The sequence below is a fragment of the Chitinophaga sp. H8 genome (assembly GCF_040567655.1).
Classification (GTDB): Bacteria; Bacteroidota; Bacteroidia; order Chitinophagales; family Chitinophagaceae; genus Chitinophaga; species Chitinophaga defluvii.
On record NZ_JBEXAC010000002.1, the window covers coordinates 1,365,683 to 1,384,077 of the forward strand.

The 18,395-nt window shown below is 45.1% G+C and carries 16 protein-coding genes; 3 read left to right on the top strand and 13 right to left on the bottom strand.

All coding sequences use genetic code 11. From position 1 onward, the window contains the following. Window positions 1–39 precede the first annotated feature (39 nt). Window positions 40–723, top strand: coding sequence for a sterol desaturase family protein (locus tag ABR189_RS19455; protein ID WP_354662138.1), 684 nt, complete (start codon window positions 40–42; stop codon window positions 721–723). A 19-nt stretch (window positions 724–742) separates the two neighbouring features. On the opposite strand, the gene ABR189_RS19460 is transcribed toward ABR189_RS19455, so the two are convergent. From ABR189_RS19460 to ABR189_RS19495, 8 genes are all read right to left on the bottom strand, one after another. Then, window positions 743–1,081 carry a hypothetical protein gene (locus ABR189_RS19460; RefSeq protein WP_354662139.1) on the bottom strand — a complete coding sequence of 113 codons (339 nt, stop codon included), beginning with the start codon at window positions 1,079–1,081 and terminating at the stop codon, window positions 743–745. Further along, window positions 1,081–2,022 (bottom strand): DUF6263 family protein, encoded by a 942-nt coding sequence (locus tag ABR189_RS19465; RefSeq protein WP_354662140.1) that lies wholly within the window; start codon window positions 2,020–2,022, stop codon window positions 1,081–1,083. Before ABR189_RS19465 ends, ABR189_RS19460 begins: the two co-directional genes overlap by 1 nt. An 18-nt stretch (window positions 2,023–2,040) precedes the next feature. Next, the gene (locus ABR189_RS19470; RefSeq protein ID WP_354662141.1) at window positions 2,041–2,814 is read right to left on the bottom strand and encodes a TIGR02757 family protein; all 774 of its coding nucleotides are present in this window, start codon (window positions 2,812–2,814) and stop codon (window positions 2,041–2,043) included. Window positions 2,815–2,910: 96 nt separating this feature from the next. Beyond that, window positions 2,911–4,053, bottom strand: coding sequence for a cystathionine gamma-synthase (locus ABR189_RS19475; protein WP_354662142.1), 1,143 nt, complete (start codon window positions 4,051–4,053; stop codon window positions 2,911–2,913). Between the two features lie 561 nt (window positions 4,054–4,614). Beyond that, complete coding sequence (locus ABR189_RS19480; RefSeq protein ID WP_354662143.1) at window positions 4,615–5,232, bottom strand: DUF2911 domain-containing protein; 618 nt, start codon at window positions 5,230–5,232, stop codon at window positions 4,615–4,617. 104 nt (window positions 5,233–5,336) lie between these two features. Beyond that, window positions 5,337–5,918, bottom strand: coding sequence for an acyl carrier protein phosphodiesterase (locus ABR189_RS19485; RefSeq protein WP_354662144.1), 582 nt, complete (start codon window positions 5,916–5,918; stop codon window positions 5,337–5,339). A 79-nt stretch (window positions 5,919–5,997) separates the two neighbouring features. Continuing rightward, the gene (locus ABR189_RS19490; protein WP_354662145.1) at window positions 5,998–7,440 is read right to left on the bottom strand and encodes an alpha/beta hydrolase; all 1,443 of its coding nucleotides are present in this window, start codon (window positions 7,438–7,440) and stop codon (window positions 5,998–6,000) included. An 85-nt stretch (window positions 7,441–7,525) separates the two neighbouring features. After that, window positions 7,526–8,182, bottom strand: coding sequence for a tetratricopeptide repeat protein (locus tag ABR189_RS19495; protein ID WP_354662146.1), 657 nt, complete (start codon window positions 8,180–8,182; stop codon window positions 7,526–7,528). 297 nt (window positions 8,183–8,479) lie between these two features. Between ABR189_RS19495 and ABR189_RS19500 the strand changes: the two genes are divergently transcribed. Together ABR189_RS19500 and ABR189_RS19505 are read left to right on the top strand one after the other, a co-directional pair. After that, window positions 8,480–8,932 carry a hypothetical protein gene (locus ABR189_RS19500; protein ID WP_354662147.1) on the top strand — a complete coding sequence of 151 codons (453 nt, stop codon included), beginning with the start codon at window positions 8,480–8,482 and terminating at the stop codon, window positions 8,930–8,932. A 109-nt stretch (window positions 8,933–9,041) separates the two neighbouring features. Continuing rightward, on the top strand, window positions 9,042–10,016 hold the full coding sequence (locus ABR189_RS19505) for a deoxyhypusine synthase family protein (RefSeq protein ID WP_354662148.1): 975 nt from the start codon (window positions 9,042–9,044) through the stop codon (window positions 10,014–10,016). A gap of 67 nt (window positions 10,017–10,083) precedes the next feature. Here the strand turns inward: ABR189_RS19505 and ABR189_RS19510 are convergent, their stop codons facing one another. From ABR189_RS19510 to ABR189_RS19530, 5 genes are all read right to left on the bottom strand, one after another. Next, window positions 10,084–10,692 (bottom strand): RNA polymerase sigma-70 factor, encoded by a 609-nt coding sequence (locus ABR189_RS19510; protein WP_354662149.1) that lies wholly within the window; start codon window positions 10,690–10,692, stop codon window positions 10,084–10,086. 350 nt (window positions 10,693–11,042) lie between these two features. After that, a complete protein-coding gene (locus ABR189_RS19515) occupies window positions 11,043–12,347 on the bottom strand; it encodes a DUF4302 domain-containing protein (RefSeq protein WP_354662150.1) in 1,305 nt (434 codons plus the stop codon). 39 nt (window positions 12,348–12,386) lie between these two features. Further along, complete coding sequence (locus ABR189_RS19520; protein WP_354662151.1) at window positions 12,387–13,247, bottom strand: zinc-binding metallopeptidase; 861 nt, start codon at window positions 13,245–13,247, stop codon at window positions 12,387–12,389. A 25-nt stretch (window positions 13,248–13,272) separates the two neighbouring features. Beyond that, complete coding sequence (locus ABR189_RS19525) at window positions 13,273–14,709, bottom strand: RagB/SusD family nutrient uptake outer membrane protein (protein ID WP_354662152.1); 1,437 nt, start codon at window positions 14,707–14,709, stop codon at window positions 13,273–13,275. Window positions 14,710–14,727: 18 nt separating this feature from the next. Continuing rightward, window positions 14,728–18,360 carry a SusC/RagA family TonB-linked outer membrane protein gene (locus ABR189_RS19530; RefSeq protein WP_354662153.1) on the bottom strand — a complete coding sequence of 1,211 codons (3,633 nt, stop codon included), beginning with the start codon at window positions 18,358–18,360 and terminating at the stop codon, window positions 14,728–14,730. Window positions 18,361–18,395 lie beyond the last annotated feature (35 nt).

Genomic DNA, 18,395 nt, shown 5'->3' on the forward strand with positions numbered 1-18,395 from the left:
AATGCATTTTCGCATAATTTTGTATAAACCTGGGTAGTCATGAAGTTTGATAAGATTAAGAATAAGGGACAGGCAAGGTTGTTTGAGAGCCAGCATCTGGAAATGCTTACCAAAACGCATCCATTGGTGATCTGGGGCATGTATCTGCCTGTCATTGGCTATATGCTTTATTATAGTCACAGCACATTAGGTTACAGTATCGGCAAAGTAGCATTGGTATTTATAGGCGCCATGCTTTTCTGGTCTTTCTTTGAGTATATCATGCATCGTTTTATGTTTCACTTCAGCAGTGATAGTCCCCGTTTGCAGCGGATTATCTATGTGATGCACGGGAATCATCATGAGTATCCGCGGGACAAGCAGCGTTTATTTATGCCACCTGTTCCGAGTCTGATCCTGGCATCTGTCATCTTTGCACTGATGTACCTTTTTATGGGGCCGGTTACGTTTATGTTCTTTCCTGGTTTTATGCTGGGCTATCTCATTTATGGCAGCATGCATTATGCCATTCATGCCTGGAATCCTCCTATAAAACTATTGAAGCCGTTATGGCGTAATCATCACCTGCATCATTATAAAAGCGATGAGAAGGGATTTGGTGTAAGTTCTGCAGTGTGGGACAGGGTATTCGGTACTTTCTTTGATCTGGAAGTGGAGAAAGAGGATAAGGAGAAGGTCCGGCAACTGATGTTTGAGAAAAAAAGGGAGAACACGCCTATCTGATAGGTGCGTTTTTATTTATTTACCAGCGTTCTTCATCATCGGGGAGGTTGGTATTTTTGAATGTTTCGCGGGATTTAATTTTTTGTAGCTGCCTTTCGATAATGAGGGCAGCTATTTTTTTATAGGGAGCTGTGACGGATACATCATCCAGGATATGTCTTACTTTATTTTCCGGGATATCGAGGCGGTAGAGTAAGAATACGAATTGCTGGAAGTTGCGGCTGATCAGTAGTTCCAATCTTTCTGCCAACAGTTCTTCCAGCAATTCGGCACTGATGTGCTGAGGTACGGCTACCTCAAAAGTTTCCTGTGCCCAGCGGGCGGTTTCTTCTAAATGATGATCAGGCATATTGGCCATTACTTCATTTGTTTAATCTTGTAGGAAGCATTGGTCACCACTTTTACCGGCACTTTCAGGTCCTTCCTTAATTTTTTGGCTTTATTTCTTTTGTAGGTATACTCCCCCTTCATTTCTGTATTCTGCACACAGATGCTGGGTAGTCCGCTGCTACGGTTGATCAGGTAATTACTTTGCATATCGCCGGAAATTTCAGCAGTAGCGAGCATACCATCTTCCAGGGTAAATTGTTCCAGTTTGTCTGTTTTGATTTTGCCGGTAGCGCTTACCTTGGCTGTTTGGCTATCCCAGCTCTGGAGGTTCCAGTACAGGTCCATCCGTCCTACCAGGCCGGTGCGGAGGGGGAAGCTTTCTTCCCATTGGGTACCGGATTTAATGCCGTGTACCGGGTACATGATCAGTAATTGTTCCAGCCAGGAGCGGAAGGCATCTACCCCAAACTGGTCTTTCATGATTTTCTCATAAGCCTCAATTTCATCCTTCTTCAGTTTGTCAAAAGCCACGAATGAGTTTTCGAGGATCTTATCGAGTCCGTCAATTTTATTGATGATGCCGGTAGGTTGTAGTTCAACAGTAAAAGGTTGTTCCAGTACTCTTTTCAGGGCATCCTGGAAGGGTTCTTTATCGTTGGCTACTTTGGCATCCACAAAAATATTATGGTTTTTGGCGTTGAAGTTGAATTTGAGGTCTTTATAGCGGAAAGTCAGGGTGGCTTTACCCGCGTTCAAATCGGTTACTTCCATGGATATCATGGTGTTATAATCGCGGGTATTGCGGCGCATCACATCATCTACAGTCATATACGTTTCTGTACGGCTTTTCTGTTCCAGTTCAAACAGTTCCCCTTTATTGAAATGGTACCCCAGTTCTACAAATTCCTGTGCGAAGGTGGCTATAGAGATAGCACATCCCAATGCCATCAGTCCAAAAAATTTCTTCATTGCAGTATTATTATTTTATCAAACATACTTTTCTATTACGCCTAATCCAAATAAAGCAAAGTCATATTTTGCCGGATCTTCGGGATCAAGTTGTCTTAGCTGGGCTGTGAGCTCCAAAGCGGTGCGCCAGTCGGCCTTGGCTTCTTGTATCAGCCCCAGTCTGGCAGCCACTCTGGCCACATGCACATCTACCGGGCATATTAATTGTGCCGGTGAGATGTGTTCCCATACTCCAAAATCCACGCCACAATCATCTTTCCTGACCATCCAGCGCAAATACATGTTCAGCCGTTTGCAGGCGGAGTTTTTAGCAGGAGTAGAGACGTGTTTGGTGGTTCTGTCCGGGTGTTCCAGTGCAAAGAACACTTTACGGAAGCCGGTCAATGCTTTCTCTATGTTTTCATCTTCCGGCACGAGGTGAGCGCTGAAGGCAAATTCGAGGGAAGTAACATTGGTATAGTAATGCTGGAGGAATTCTACGAAATACAGGAGGTCCAGACCGTTAAAAGTTCTGTGGGCAAAGGACATGAGTTTTATCCGTTCTCTCGGTTGATGGTGCCGGATATAGTCATACGGAGCATTGTCCATATAGTTGAGCAGTTCCGTACATTTATTAATGATACTGGTACGGTTACCCCAGGCCAGGATAGCAGCAAACAGTCCTGCAATTTCAATATCCTGCAGCTGACTAAACCGGTGCGGAATACAAATAGGATCGTTTGCGATAAAATCCGGATGGTTGTAATAGGCCGCCTTTGCATTCAAGAAATCCTTCAGTTGTTGGACCTTCATAAGATAAAATAGTTGCCGTATATAACGGTCAGGTATATGGTTAATATAATAGTAACAAAGTAAGTGCCGGACAGGCGTTGCTATCCGGCATTTACTTTACAGTTCGATTGCTTTTTTAAGATCTGCGATAAGGTCTTCTGCATCTTCAATGCCCACGCTCAGCCGGATCAGTGAATCTGCCAGTCCGTTTTTGATACGTTCTTCTCTGGGGATGGAAGCATGTGTCATGCTGGCGGGGTGTCCGATAAGGGACTCCACACCTCCCAGGGATTCTGCCAATGAAAACAGTTTGGTATTGCTCAGTACTTTGTTGGCCGCCTCCAGGCTATCGTTTTTAAGTGTAAACGACATCATGCCACCGAAGCCACGCATCTGTTTTTTAGCGATATCATGGTTAGGGTGGTCTTCAAAACCTGCCCAGTATACTTTTTCCACTTTAGGGTGATTGCGGAGGAAGTGTGCCACCTCCACACCATTTTCGCAGTGGCGTTGCATGCGTACATGCAGGGTTTTAAGCCCGCGTAGCACCAGGAAGCAGTCCTGAGGGCCGGGCACGGCACCGCAGCTGTTTTGAATAAAGTAAAGTTGTTGTGCCAGGTCGTCCTGCTTTACGATTACCACACCGTGTACCACATCACTATGCCCGCCGATATATTTGGTAGCCGAATGCACTACGATATCGGCTCCGAGGTCCAGTGGATTTTGCAGGTAAGGAGATGCAAAAGTGTTGTCTACGCACAGCAGCAGATTATTTTGTCTGGCAATCTGTGCACAGGCGGCGATATCAATGATATTCAGGAGCGGATTGGTAGGTGTTTCGATCCAAATCAGTTTGGTATTAGCATTAATATGCGCTTTTATTTGCTGCGCATCCTGCATATTGATGAAATGGAATTTAATACCGTAGCGTTCAAACACTTTCGTAAATATGCGATAGGTACCCCCGTAGAGGTCACTGGAAGCGATTACTTCGTTGCCGGGGCTGAGGAGTTTCATTACAGCATCCGTAGCTGCCAGTCCGCTTCCGAAGGAGATGCCATGTGTGCCATTTTCCACTGCCGCCAGGGCATCCTGAAGTGCATCCCTGGTAGGGTTTTGCGTACGTGCGTATTCATAGCCTTTATGCTGGCCGGGAGCAGTTTGCACATAAGTGGATGTTTGAAAAATGGGCGTCATAATGGCTCCTGTAGATGGGTCGGGAGCTACACCTGCGTGTATGAGTTTCGTTCCTAGCTTCATGCCTCGAAGTGTTTTATAATGAATAAAGTTGTATTCGTACTATTCAGGTGGATGGTCAGCCATTGGCTGGTTATGCACATACACCATAATTAATTGCTGGCAGCCTGTAATTTAACTAAACTACTTTAAAAGTTGGGTGTTAAGCCTGCCAAAGGTACATATTCTGTTTTTTTCCTGTATACATCTGAATATATATAGATAGTTATCACTTGTTTAGGTAGGGATTTTGTTGTTCAGGACCCGGAAGATAGCAGGTGTACGTACAAATACTTATGATAAAAAAGGTATATATACAGGTAATTTGCTATAGATATTTGTTCAAATTAGCAGTAATTATCGTGATACGGCCGGAATCCTTACGGTTACGAACATTTTTACAGCGTTCACCAAAAGCGTAATACCCCCTATATTGATTCGCCTTACATTTGTTAAGGTTTTTCATAGGATATGGTTAAAATTCTTAGGGCGGTATTCTTACCGCCCTTTCCTTTTTTACGAAATGAAAAACGGCAGCCATACCACTACAGCTGCCGATAATCCGGTAAATATATTCAGGTAAGATTAGTTTCTCGTTGGTTTAGCTGATGCCGTAGCAGGCTGTGCCCACTTAATAGGCAGGGTTACATTGATTTTATCCCAGGCCATCACGAGGTTAGCCCCTGTACCTGTTTCCGCCTTTTCAAATGTCATGGTAAATGATTCTACCGGCGCTTCCTGTGTACTTACGTTCAGGTCTGTTCTCAGCACATCCTTGTTTTTATCGTACTTATAGGCGCCCCAGATATCTGTGTCCCGGTTTAAAATGATGGTCCACTTCTGTTCAGTAGGGATGGCATACATGGTATAGCGTCCTTTAGGGATACTTTTTCCAGCAATGATTACCGGGCGGAAGAACTCTATTTCGGTCGCTTCATTCGCACCGAGGCGCCATATTTTGCCATATTCTTCCAGGTTGCCAAAGATATCCCGGCCTTTTTTCTGGGGGCGGCTGTATATTACCCTGGCAACCAGTGTACCTGGCTCTCCTTTTACCTTTACGGTGTAAGGATACATGGGGGGATAGTAGGCCATATCCATCGGACTGGCATCTACAGGTGGAAGTTTTTTATCCTGTGCCTGGGTAGCCAGACTTATGCTGAATATGCCAATAGTGAGGGCAATACATAATTTTTTCATCATCTGCAGTGCTGTTTATGCTGAATTATAAAGTTTGCGGCCCCAAACCTACGCGATTTTAGGGAATCAGGGAAGTTGTGCAGGTGGTTTTAACAAGGCATTTGGAATTACCCGATAAAATGGCGGGCATGCGCCTGCAAGTCGGGGAAGAAAGTAGTATAACAGGTTTCCAGTGCCGCATAATGTTCTTCAAAAACCGCATAAGGAACCGTAGCAGGTACGGTAATAAATTTGGCCCGTCGTACAATACCGTTAAAACTGCTGAGGATACCCTGTCTGGTACGGTAGTTATAGAGCCAGTCGTGTTGTTGCATATAGTGAAACACCTGCCGGAATCTATCCGGTAGTATCGCCATATTGCCGGTTAGTACCTGATATACCCTTGCCGAGAAAGTTTCCAGGCTTTGAGGAGTAAAGTGCTGAGGATCATTTGCCAGGTAATGATCGTATACGATGTCCATGAATACCGCACCATATAATCCGCAGGTGGGCCGGAAGAATGCTTTGGCCGCAGCTGTAGCAGGGTGCTGGTCCGTAAACGTATCTATGGAACGGTGTAAGCGGATACCTTGCTGGATAGCATCGTCATATTGCAGGATCTGCTTTCCTTTTACAAAATCCGCAATCATATTGCCCACGATGAGTGACGGATCGTTGAATGATAAGTATGCGTGGGCGAGGAAGTTCATGGTTTAGCTTTTAGCTTGAAAAAGACATTTCAAGGTAAGTAAAACTTTATAATTCGCTCGGGGAGCTAACAGCCAATAGCTAATGGCTAACAGCTTTCAGTATCCACGTGGTCATTATATCCAGTACCTGTGGAGAGAAGGTTTCGGTGATGGTACTATATTCCCGGAGGTTGCCGGTATTAGCTGTTTGGAACAGGTGATTCAGGCCTTTCATTTCCATCGTTTCAAAGTGTTTATTTCCGCCTTGTTGCAGGGCCTGTTTAATAGCTGCCAGATTGGGGCCAGCCATGACCTGTAAGTCTTTGCTGCCATTGATGGCCAGTACGGGGCATTGTACTTTCGTAAGTGGCGGTGCAGGATCATGTGTGAGGAAGTATTGCATCCAGGGTTGTCTGAATGATTTCACCAGTCCTGCCGTGATGGTATTGGCCGCTTTAGCATCCTGCATACCAAGTTGTTTTACCACCTCCGGCGGAGCGGATTGCTGCCATTCGAGCAGGTGTTGCTTCGTGATATTGCTGGCAGTTGCTGAGTCTGATTGTTGGAGGCAATCATCCAGGATCCTTTCAAAGAGTTTCATGTATACGGCTACCGACAGACTATCTGAGCCGGCAGAAAGGAACATGGCTTTATTTTGTGTGAGGAGGATCTCTTTGCCTGTTATGCCCGGAGCAGCCAGCAATACGATAAAGGCGATCTCCTTGTTCCCGGCAGCCACCATGGGCGCAATTGATCCTCCTTCACTGTGGCCTATCAAGCCTATTTTAAGCGGATTGATTTCTTTTCTGGTTTTCAGGTAAGTCACACCGGCCAGTACATCTTTTACAAAGTTGGCTGAAGTGGCATTGGCAAAATCTCCTTTGGTAGCACGTACACCTCTGTCGTCTACACGCAGTACCGCAATACCGTGGCGGGTAAGATGATCAGCGATTACTAAAAATGGTTTATGGTCAAATATTCTGCCATCGCGATCCTGGGGCCCTGATCCGGAGATGAGTATCACCGCAGGGAATGCATTTCCCTGAGCGGGTAACGTTAATGTACCTCCGAACCTGACCTGTTTATCTTCACTAAAGTAGCTTACCTCCTGGGAGCGGTAGGGAAAAGGAGGTAATGGATGTTGCGGCCGGTATGCGCGGTAGGTTTTACCACTGGTTTTATTCAACGTTACGTCCATATTAAAGGAGGGCTGGCGCCAGGTACCGGTAATTTTTTCCTGATCTGTTACTACTCCAAGCGCAATGCCTTTGATAAGGTCTGCATTGATTACAATGCTATCCTGTTTAAGGATAATATCGGTGATAGGCAGGCCATAACCACCCTGATCGGGGCTATCCAAGGTACCGGTATAACGTTTTTGCGCACTATCCCATTTCATATGTATGATGCTGGTGTAAGGCCCTATTTTGCCCTCCCAGTCGCCAGCAAGCTGCTGGGCCTGTATATGTCCGGCTGCAAAAAAGAAGAGTGTAAAGAGGGATATGATCCTGAGCGGTAAAAACAATGTCCTGGTCAATGGCATGGCAAATGTTATAAAGCTATTGGGAATATTGAAATAAAGATACTGGAATGGCGGAGAAAATAAGCGGTTGTACCGGCAAGATAAATTAATGGACTGAATCAGACAGTGTTGCTATCAGCTGGTCTACTTTTTCCTGTTCCGCTACAGGCAGGCATCTGGTGGCGCTCAGGTAGCTGAGCGCACTGATCAGTTTATTTATGTGATGTGGTGTGCCGAGGTTGGAGAGGTATGGCGGGAGTACAAATGAGAGCGCCTGGAGTTGTTTGGTTTCGCACCAGTGGTTCACCAGCGCTTCCAGTACAGGAGGGTTAAAGCCATTAGCACCGGTACGTTGTAATCCGTTGCTGATACCGGTTTTAATCATATTGCCGTAGGATCCTTCCGGCAAGTGATGGCTGTAGGAAGCCGCCAGTTGATAGTGTTGTACTGCTGCGGGGAGGTTGCTTAAATCTTCGTATGCCTTTGCCACATTAAGGTATAGCGAGGGATAAAAACTTTTTACTGTTTCGTCTTTAATGGCAAATGCCCGGTTTAAGGCCTCCAGGTTCCATTGGAGGGTATCTTCCCGACTGGTTTGGTGGCGGGCTAAAAAATGGGCAGCCGTAAGTGCATCGAAATCATTGTCAGCAAGATCCCATGCCTGGCGGAAGAGGCGGTGTGCTGTTTCTGGTTGGCCGGTAGCCGCAGCATTCATGCCTTCGGTACACAGCTGTACTATTTTATTATCGGGATCAAATTGCATGGCTATTTTTTTATGCGGGATAAAGTTAGACTATTCAGGATATATCTGTCCTGGCGGGTTTACCAGATATACTGTTGTCCACTTTAACAAAAGCTTAACGTGGAGCGGTGCAACATTCTTTTATTGGGTGCAACAGGCTTGCGGTGGCTCATGTAAGAAGCTGTACTAGATGTGTTTATGAAAAAGGGGGCTGGTGGAGCATTATAAACTAATCAAGTGTTATCCATCAATAAAGATTGGCTTGCCATGGGCTGTTGGGGCAGCTAGCTTTGTGGAACAAACTAAATTTTTTCCGCCATGAAAAAACTAATTGTCACACTGGGTATTGCCGCACTGTTGAGTGTACAGGCGGTAGTTGCTGCGCCGGATCCGGCAGTAGCCAATAAGAAAATAGCAGCTTCCTTCCGGGAGGCATTTGTAAATGCTGAACATGTAAGATGGTACAGCACGGACTACAAAACCTATACAGCCAAGTTTCTTCTCGGAGAGTCGAGGGTTACTGCTTTTTTTGATGTGAGTGGTAAGTTGATTGCCACGCATCGTTATATTACCGCAGATCAGTTGCCACTGAATGTTTCCACCAATTTACAAAGACGTTATCCTAATCAGCAGATATTTTGTGTCGTAGAATACCGGGTAGATGATCATACTGCATATTTTATTACGCTGGAAAATGAAAAGTACTGGACCAGCGTAAAAGCTACTGCGGATGGCGAACTGACTACCCGTCAACGGTTGCGTAAGGCTTAGTTTTTCATCATCCTTGCTGTTGGGAATGGGCCATCGGTTAAATTGTCTTAACTTTGCCACCTGGCTATAGTTATTAACTACGTGAATAATATATAAACGTTTAATCGACATGAACAAAGGTCCCATTTCTCAATTTATCCAGCATCATTACCGGCATTTTAATGCGGCTGCATTAGTAGATGCTGCAAAAGGTTATGAAACACATTTGCTGGAAGGTGGTAAAATGATGGTTACATTGGCAGGAGCTATGAGTACTGCTGAGTTGGGTATTTCCTTTGCGGAAATGATACGCCAGGGCAAAGTGGATATTATTTCCTGTACAGGGGCTAACCTGGAAGAGGACATTATGAATCTGGTAGCGCATACGCATTACAAGCGGGTGCCTAATTACCGGGATCTGAGTCCACAGGAAGAGTGGGATTTGCTGGAGCAGGGATTTAACCGCGTTACGGATACCTGTATTCCGGAGGAGGAAGCTTTCCGTCGTATTCAAAAGCATATTTACAAATTGTGGAAGGATGCTGATGATAAGGGCGAGCGTTATTTTCCTTATGAATATATGTACAAGTTGCTGTTGAGTGGCGCTATGAAGGAGCATTACGAGATAGATACCAAGAATAGCTGGATGATTGCAGCAGCGGAAAAGAATATTCCCATTATCGTACCAGGCTGGGAAGACAGCACGATGGGTAACATCTTTGCTTCCTATTGCATTAAGGGCGACCTGAAGCCAAGTACGATGAAGGGTGGTATTGAGTACATGATGTTCCTGACAGAATGGTACCGTGCTAATTCTGCCGGTAAAGGAGTAGGATTCTTCCAGATTGGTGGTGGTATAGCAGGGGATTTCCCGATATGTGTGGTGCCGATGATGTACCAGGATCTGGAGTGGCATGATGTGCCTTTCTGGAGTTATTTCTGCCAGATTTCTGATTCTACCACTTCTTACGGTTCTTATTCCGGTGCTGTACCGAATGAAAAGATCACGTGGGGTAAATTGGATATTAATACACCTAAGTTTATTGTAGAATCAGATGCTACGATTGTAGCGCCTTTGATTTTTGCTTATATACTGGGTTGGTAATATAACAGGTTTTTAAATGACCGGATAATTAAATGGCAGTGGCTGTTTGGTTATCCGGTTTTTTTATTCAGGGAAGCAGGAAGAGGAGCATTAGCTTGCTGTTGATGCGGGGTTGCACTTGTTCACTTTTATAGATGCGGGAGCGCAGGAGTTTCAGGGCATGTACGATATGATTTTCCACTGTTTTCTCTGCTATACCTATTTCCCCGGCTATTTCCCGGTATTTCAGTCCTTCCAGCCGGCTCATTTTAAATACTTTCCTGCATTGTTCCGGCAGGCGTTCTATTTCTGCATACAACCATATTTTAAGTTCCTGTTCTTCATGCAGGGTATCGATGTATTCGTCGGTGAGGTCCTGGGAGATTTTCAGGTGATGCCGTTCAATCGTTTTTTGCCGGTGTAAATGATTGATGGCATTGTTGATGACAGTACGGTAAAGGTATGACCGGAAGGCTACTGCGTGCTGTAATACCGGTGGGCTTTCCCAGAACTTCATGAATACATCCTGTACAATTTCTTTCGCGATGTGGAGGTCTTTTACATATTTTTCGGCAATCATTACCAGGCGGGGAAAATAATGGTTATACAAGCATGCAAATACATCCTGGTTCTTTTGATGCATGCCGGAGAGGAGTTCTTCATCTGTCAGTTCATCTATTGCTTTGATTTTGGTCATTTTTCAGTTATTACATGCAAGCTGGGTACAGATCAAAAATGGTTGCCGTATTACACAAGATATAGAGAAATTTTGAGCTATTGTTTTTTACAATGCGTTCAAACTTAAAAATGAGGCACCTGCGACTTACCTAATATGCAATTTTTTTTTGACATTACCAAAAAATGGCGGTGGGTGGCCGTTGTAAGAAGAGCGTGGATTTTCTGGGGGACGGGTGTTGCTACTCCCCGGCAGTAGCCGGCATAAGTAAATGGGGGGATCACCCTGAATAAGGAAAGGACCGCTTCTGTGAAGAAACGGCCCTTTTCCATTTATCTGACAGCAGGTATTAATTATATTAGCGGCAGGTGTTACTGTAATAAAAATCCTGTAAAGTAGAAGCCGGGATTTTCCTGGCTGTACATACCACCTAACAGGGTACCCCCCGCATTATAAAAGTCAAATGTAAAATGATCGTTGATCAGGGGGAGTAAGAGCGGCAGCATTTCATTTACAATCAGGCCGCCGTTGCCATTAACCGCAGTATTTACGAAGGTACTTACCCCATTTGCATCTATTGTCCAATCAAAAGTATAAGTTGCCTGGAATTGGTTAGCGCCCTGGAAAACGCGTGCATCCATGGTCATTGTTTTCTTTTTGCGGTCAAAGAGATAGAAAATGTTTTTCAGATCCAGTTTGTACCGGGTGTTTTTAACATCTATGATAGCCTGGTTATGTGCATCCACAAAATCAGGGGATTGTCCGGGCAATGGATCGGCTACCACTACAATGGCGGAGTAATCTGATCCAATTACCAGGTGTAAAGGAATAATGGCTTCATCACTGCTTTCCACGTCTACCCTGGTAGTACCCAGCATCACATAGTATGTTTGTTTGGTAGCATCCCAGAGCACTTCCTGGAATTGGCTGTTGCCGTATTTGATGGGTGTTTTCAGGAATATCCCTTTGGGAGTAAACAGGAAAGCAGCAGTGATGCTCTGGATTTCATTTTTATCATCCAGGTAACGCAGGGAGAATACTTTACTGTTGATGTTGAAGTTGATAGCCAGTTTTTTTCCGTCGGGCATTTTAAGATAAGGGAATAAAGTATTGGCAATAAATTCATCCGTTGCATCCATAATATCCGCCACTTTACCTGCATTGTAAGCATCCACCTCTTCTTTGGTAGCCTTTACCAGGATGAGTTCCGAGTTATTGAAGTTACCAGTTAAGCGGATGGTATCCGGACTAACGGATTCAAAGGAGAATTCAAAGTCGGAATAGAAACCTTTGCCCCTTACTCCGCCATAAGCATCCGGATCGGGGTCTGCCAGCAGGTGCAGGTAGGAATAGGTATCAAACATCAAGGTAGGCCTTTGCAGTGCTTTAAGGCGCCAGGTGCTTTCATTAGGTTGAACAGTGGTGCTGGCTGCCACATCAGACAGCATGCTTACTGCATTTTTATCATTGAATTTGAAATGGAAGAAGTATCCGCCTTCCTGTGGAAACAACATCGCTTTCCACCCATACTGGGATTCCGTGAGTTGTTTGCTATAACTTGTCAGTACCTCATTCAACCTTTCATCTGCTGATTTGGGGAAAATGGGATCGTCTTCTTTGCGGCAGGCTGACAGCGTAGTCAGTATGAGCAGCGTATATAAAAGTATTTTTTTCATACAGTAGTCATCTTAATGTTAATGTAAAAAGTACCCTCCTTAGTTGTTGAGCACCTTCAGGATGTTTTCTTCAGAACGTTCCTGCAGGGTGTAGAAATCAACTTTGTACGCATTCCGGAAATAGGATACTACCAGCTGTTCTTTCTTTCTTAAAGCGGCCACCCCGTCGGGTGATTCTATATTTGCCAGTATATCTTCAAATCCCTGTCTTCCCATAACCATCATGATAGCGATCATTTCTACAAAATCATCATCCGGATTGTTTTGGGCATATTGGGTAATAAAACCCTTTTCACGGGCCTGTGCTTCAGAAACATTATACCAGGCGGCCGTATAGCCGGCAGGTGTGATTTTTTTAAACTCCAGGGGATACATGATATTCTGATGCAGGATATGCCCAAACTCATGATGAATGGTTCTTAGCATTTCCAGTACTACCGGTGCATTTTTGTGATCAAATTTATTGATCTCATACAGCACTACTTTACGGCCACCTTCGGCAGTACCCAGGGTGAAGCTGCCATCAGAATTGTAGTTAGCGCTTCCTACCAATATAAATTGTTTGGGTACCAGTTGCTTTACAAATACTTCTCCGGCCACATCGAGGTAGGTTTGTAACCAGGCTTTTTTTACGGCATCCATAACTGGTACTACCTGTTCCAGTGCGGGAGGTACGAGGGTTTTATTGAGTTGTAATTCAGTAGCATCCCAGCGGTATTTCACCTCTATGTTAAAAGGTTTGGTCAGGTTGTCAGAGATCCAGGTATCTACTGGCCCTTTTTCCCAGGTATCCCCTCCTAATCCAAGGATGGGTTTAGACAGGTCGTCTTTCTTTTTGCAGGAAGCCAGCGTAACCAGGGAGAGGGAAGCCAGCATTAATTTTATAAAAAGGTGTTTCATGATTCAGCGATTAATAAGGTGAAGATCAACGAGGATTTAAATCAAGGCCAGCCAGTTTTACTTCCTGTGGCAATTGTAATAATCTGCGCGGATCGGTAGGCGAAAGCGTTAGTTTCTCGTCATTCTTTTTATGTACCACCGGCATTTTAAGACGTATGATATCAAACCAGCGAAGGCCTTCGTGCATAAACTCTGCCCGTTTGAAATCCAGAATAGTATTTATGAGTGCTACCTTTGCATCTGTTGTATTGTAATATGCTTTTGCTTTGTTTTCAGTAACCATGCGGGCTGGTGAAAAGCCAACAATACGGCCACTGGCAAATACATTGATGTCTTCCAGCGCAGCGGTATTGTTGTTTGATCTTACGTATGCTTCAGCACGGTTCAGCAATACTTCTTCCGTAGTAAAAAGCGGAATCATATTGTAGCCAAGTCCTGAATTAGCATTCAATCCTTCTCTTACAAAGTATTCGTTGAATTTTGGAATATTCAGGTGTTCATCATCGCCATAGATACCATATGCCCATGCACCGCCGGTTACATTACCGCCCAATACTTTGTTCATCAGGTCGGGTGTGAGGCCATAGCGGTAAGAGGGATAATTACGTCCCCACCAGGTGGTAGCTTCTGCCAGTAAAAGATTGGCATTTTCGGAAGCCTTGGTGTATATGGCACGTAGTTCGGCATAGGTAAGCTGATCGTAAGTGACCAGCCAGTCGCGCATATTATCGCGGAAGTTGTTGCCTGGAAATACGAGGCTGGCGTGTTCAATTACTTTTGCATAATCCTGTTTGAACAGATAGAAACGGGAAGCAAAAGCATGTGCTGCTTTTTGGGTGAAATGATAAGCAGGCACTTTATAAGACGCATCATTAAGCAGTGGTAAACCTTCCGTGAGGTCTTTTTCTATCATTTCATACACGTAGCTGACTGTTTTCCGTTCATAGCTTTGCAGTACTACTTTTTCAGGTGTTGTTACATAAGGCACACCAGGATCGGAAGCAGCAGTAGCGGGATCGTATGCTTTGGAGAATAAGGTTACCAGCATAAAGTGTGCATATGCCCTGGCTACCAGTGCTTCTCCTCTTTGTGCCGTGTAAGCCTTCTGGTTAGCAGCACTGTTGATGGCATCCAGTGCCTGATTGGCAGCAGCGATAGCTTCGTAGGCTCCATTCCAATAGTAATCCGGGGCGTCCTGGTCTTTTTCCGGTACATCCCCCCACACATAAGGAACGGAATTATAGGTTTCGCTTTCAGCGATTCCTTTATCGTCTGCATTATCAGACATGGCTTCACAAAAGGGAATGTAGCTGGCTTTGGGATACGCGCTTACCAGCATTTCTGCCACTTTACCGGGAGTATTCAGCGACGTTCTGTTATCCGGGAGGGTATCCAGGAATTTTTTGCAGCCGGTAAAAGCTACGGTGCTGAATAAGGCGCTATATAGAATGATTTTTTTCATGACTGTTGCGTGTTTAAATTAGAAACCTACTTTTACGGATAAGGTAAACTGCCTTGGTACGGGTAATGCTACCCCACCGGCACTGAAGAATTCAGGATCCTGTCCTTTCAGTTTCGGATCTGCGTAAATGAGCCAGAGGTTTTGGGCAATCAGGTTTAAGGAGGCGTTTCCGGCCCCTATAGCTGATGTCCAGCGTGCTGGCAGATTGTACAGCAATGACAGTGTTTTAAGTCTGATAAAGCCCCCATCTGCCACCATCTGGCTTGAATAGTTATAATACCTGTATGGATGTACGTCATTTAAGCTGGCATCCACCGGCCGATATAAAATAGAGGGGATGTTGGTAAACTGTTCATCACCCGGTAAAGTCCAGCGATCCTGGAATTCCTTTGGTGTAGCATCCAGATCAGTGTAACTGTTTTTGAACGCCGGATTCAGTCTGATTTTATTACCTGCCTGGTAAGTAAAGAATACATTCAGCGATAATGATTTATACCGGAATGTATTAGCGAATCCACCGGTGAGCGTAGGATCTACCGGTCCTTCATACTTCAGGTGTTCGGTAGTTAAGCTCTGGAGGTAAACATTATTACTGGTTTCTCCTTGTTCGTTGATAAACAGGGGAATACCGGTTTTTGGGTCTAAACCTTGAAAGTCAATGGAAAAAAGGCCTCTTACTGCATAACCTTCCTGCGGCCCACCTTCTGGTACTACCAGGCTAAAGATATTGGGCGCACTTTTCAGGTTGGTAATTTTGTTTTTATTGTAACCCAGGGTGAAATTGGAGCGCCAGCTAAAATCTTTTTTATCCACTATACCAGCGCCGAGGGTAAATTCAAGCCCATGTGATTTCATATCAGCATAGTTGGCCAGTTTGTATTCCTGTCCGCCAATACCGGAAGTCCTGATAGCACTGATCAGGTCAAATCCGTTGCGGTTATATGCATCCACAGATACATTCAGCCGGCCTTTGAAGAAGCCTATATCCAGGCCTACGTTTGTTTCATATTGTTTTTCCCAGGTAAGCTCTGAGTTTTCCAGGCTTTCCAGGATGATAGCAGATTCTACTTCGTCAAAATAAGGACGTCTGGTAGTTACGTTCCGCAGAATGGCTTTTGAGTTCGTAGCATTACCCATAGCAGCAGTAAGACCATAAGTAGCTCTCAGTGTGAGCATGTCTATAGCGCGTACATTCTGCATAAAAGGTTCTTCCCTTACATTCCAGGATCCACTCACGTTCCAGGTAGGCAGCCAGCGGGCTTTTGAAGCAGCACCAAGCTGGTTGGAGCCGTCCATACGGGCGGTACCATTAAAGGTATATTTACCCCTGTAGGAATAGCTGCCGTTTGCAAAGAAAGCCACGAAGCGGTCGTATTTATTATCCATACCGTAGTAGTTGTAATTGGCCTCCAGCAGTTGCTTGAGGATACGGTAATCAGTGAAAGGCACGCCTCCTTTGTCAAACTGGTAACCATAACCATTGAACCAGGAGTTCTGGCGGTTGGCATATTTTATTTCCTGTCCGCCAAAGAGGTTCACCATGTGGATGTCGTTGAAAGTCTGGCTCCAGTTGAGTGTGTTACGCACGGAGTAGTTGACGAGCTGATCTTCTGTACGGTTGTAAAAACCACCTTGTGGTAATACTACGACAGGTTCTGCTTCGGGGTTGTCCGGATCGCGGTACAGGAATTTATTATTATCGCGGATCGTTGCACTTCCGGCAGCGCGGTAAGCTTCCGCCATATTTGCGTTTTCCTTTACGTTATGTTCCCTGGAAGTTTTTACCGTACGGATAGATCCCAGGAAGTTATAGTTCAGGCTTTTGGCAATTTTATAGGTGACTTCACCCTGCAAGCGGAGATCCAGCATATTCAGCGCCAGGGTATTGTTCCGCAGTTCATTGAGGATGTTGAACGGAGCAAAGTTGCGGCGGAAATATTCCAGTTCCCCATCCGTGTCGTAGGCTGTTAAGGTACGGCTGGTATTGAGTGCATAACTGAAAGGATTAATATCGAAATCGCGGTCATACTTTCCTTCTACGGGGTTGCTGACACGGGTAACGGTACCCGGTGCTTTCTGATCACGTACAGAACCGGAAGTGATAAAACCAACGGTGAGCCTGTCGGACAGCTGGTAATTAGCACGCAGGTTGGCCGTATATCTTTTCACGTTATCCCCTACGCTCCAGCCATTATCATTATAGAAGCTGGTAGAGAAGTAGTATTGTGAATGGTCGGTACCGGAAGAAAGGCTCAGGGAATGTTCCTGGGTGATGGAATTACGGAACAGCAGATCAAACCAATCGGTATTAGCTCTGGCGTAACGTTCCAGGAAAGCAGCCCTGGCTTCGGGGGTATTCTCCAATCCATATTTTTTGGTAGCCGGATCATAAGAGTCGATCAGGTCATACATTTTAGCAAAGACACCGCCATCAGCACTCCTGGCTACATCAGAATGATTCAGCCAGCCTTTGCGTTGCAGCTCAGAATATACAGACATCTGATCTGCGGAGTTCATGATATTAAAAGTGCTGTAAGTAGGTTTCAGCAACATGGAGAAGTTGCCGGTGTAAGAGATCTTTGTTTTACCGGCACGACCTTTTTTAGTGGTGATCACGATTACCCCGTTCATTGCCCGGGCACCATACAAGGCAGTAGCCGCCGCATCTTTCAGTATGTCGAAGCTTTCGATATCATCTGCATTTACGCCAGCTACAGAAGAGCCGATCAGCGTAGTGGCATCACCGGTAGACAGCTGGTCCATGGATACATTCACGACATCTTCCAGCACTACCCCATCGATTACCCAAAGCGGTTTGTTATCACCGGTAATGGAAGTAGCACCACGTACGCGTATCTTGGGAGCGGTACCGAAAGTGCCAGATACATTTTGTACGGACACGCCCGCAGCACGGCCTTCCAGCATACGGCTTACATCAATTACCCCTTCCATTTTAACATCGTCTGCTTTCAGTTTGGTAGCAGCACCTGTAAACAGGCGGCGGTCAATTTTCTGATAACCGCTGGATATCACTACTTCCTGAAGGTTGCTGACATCTTTTTCCAGGGTAACATTAATATTCATACCGGCTCCCGTAACCCTTACCTCAAAGCTTTTGTAGCCAATCATAGAAAAGAGCAGGGTGGCGCCTTCCTGCACCTTCAGTGTAAAGTTGCCATCCGCATCACTCACGGTACCATTGCGGGTACCTTTTTCTACCACATTAATGCCGGGAATTGTTTCTACCCCACCGGTACCACTGCGTACATTAACACGACCTTTGACAATGATATCGGCACGCATGACCCGGTATTCATTTACTGGGGGAGATTTTTTGAGGATTACTTTATCACCCACCTGTTTGGAGCTGATGCCAATCGCTTGTAATTGTTTCAACACTGCATCGATAGTAAGATTAGCAGGGTTGATATCTACTTCCAGGTCTTTACTGATTTCAGTAGCATCATAAGCAAAGGTGACATGGAATTGTTTCTCCAGTTTTTTTAACAGCGCAGGTAGTTTTTCTGTTTCCTGGGAAGTAATCAGGGCCGTTGCTTCAGCCCTTACTGCAAGTACACAACACATCAAAACGGATACGATCAATAGCAGTTTGTACTTCCGTCCCTTTCGGTTGTAGACGTTTTCTTTCATAAGTAGCAACGATTTTATTGGTTTGATAAAATGGT

Bases quoted from the DNA above. Each gene is read 5' to 3' on its own strand.
- ABR189_RS19490 (WP_354662145.1), bottom strand. From the start codon at position 7,440: ATGCCATTGACCAGGACATTGTTTTTACCGCTCAGGATCATATCCCTC.
- ABR189_RS19530 (WP_354662153.1), bottom strand. From the start codon at position 18,360: ATGAAAGAAAACGTCTACAACCGAAAGGGACGGAAGTACAAACTGCTA.
- ABR189_RS19505 (WP_354662148.1), top strand. From the start codon at position 9,042: ATGAACAAAGGTCCCATTTCTCAATTTATCCAGCATCATTACCGGCAT.
- ABR189_RS19460 (WP_354662139.1), bottom strand. From the start codon at position 1,081: ATGGCCAATATGCCTGATCATCATTTAGAAGAAACCGCCCGCTGGGCA.
- ABR189_RS19455 (WP_354662138.1), top strand. From the start codon at position 40: ATGAAGTTTGATAAGATTAAGAATAAGGGACAGGCAAGGTTGTTTGAG.
- ABR189_RS19525 (WP_354662152.1), bottom strand. From the start codon at position 14,709: ATGAAAAAAATCATTCTATATAGCGCCTTATTCAGCACCGTAGCTTTT.
- ABR189_RS19485 (WP_354662144.1), bottom strand. From the start codon at position 5,918: ATGAACTTCCTCGCCCACGCATACTTATCATTCAACGATCCGTCACTC.
- ABR189_RS19465 (WP_354662140.1), bottom strand. From the start codon at position 2,022: ATGAAGAAATTTTTTGGACTGATGGCATTGGGATGTGCTATCTCTATA.
- ABR189_RS19510 (WP_354662149.1), bottom strand. From the start codon at position 10,692: ATGACCAAAATCAAAGCAATAGATGAACTGACAGATGAAGAACTCCTC.
- ABR189_RS19520 (WP_354662151.1), bottom strand. From the start codon at position 13,247: ATGAAACACCTTTTTATAAAATTAATGCTGGCTTCCCTCTCCCTGGTT.
- ABR189_RS19480 (WP_354662143.1), bottom strand. From the start codon at position 5,232: ATGATGAAAAAATTATGTATTGCCCTCACTATTGGCATATTCAGCATA.
- ABR189_RS19475 (WP_354662142.1), bottom strand. From the start codon at position 4,053: ATGAAGCTAGGAACGAAACTCATACACGCAGGTGTAGCTCCCGACCCA.
- ABR189_RS19500 (WP_354662147.1), top strand. From the start codon at position 8,480: ATGAAAAAACTAATTGTCACACTGGGTATTGCCGCACTGTTGAGTGTA.
- ABR189_RS19515 (WP_354662150.1), bottom strand. From the start codon at position 12,347: ATGAAAAAAATACTTTTATATACGCTGCTCATACTGACTACGCTGTCA.
- ABR189_RS19495 (WP_354662146.1), bottom strand. From the start codon at position 8,182: ATGCAATTTGATCCCGATAATAAAATAGTACAGCTGTGTACCGAAGGC.
- ABR189_RS19470 (WP_354662141.1), bottom strand. From the start codon at position 2,814: ATGAAGGTCCAACAACTGAAGGATTTCTTGAATGCAAAGGCGGCCTAT.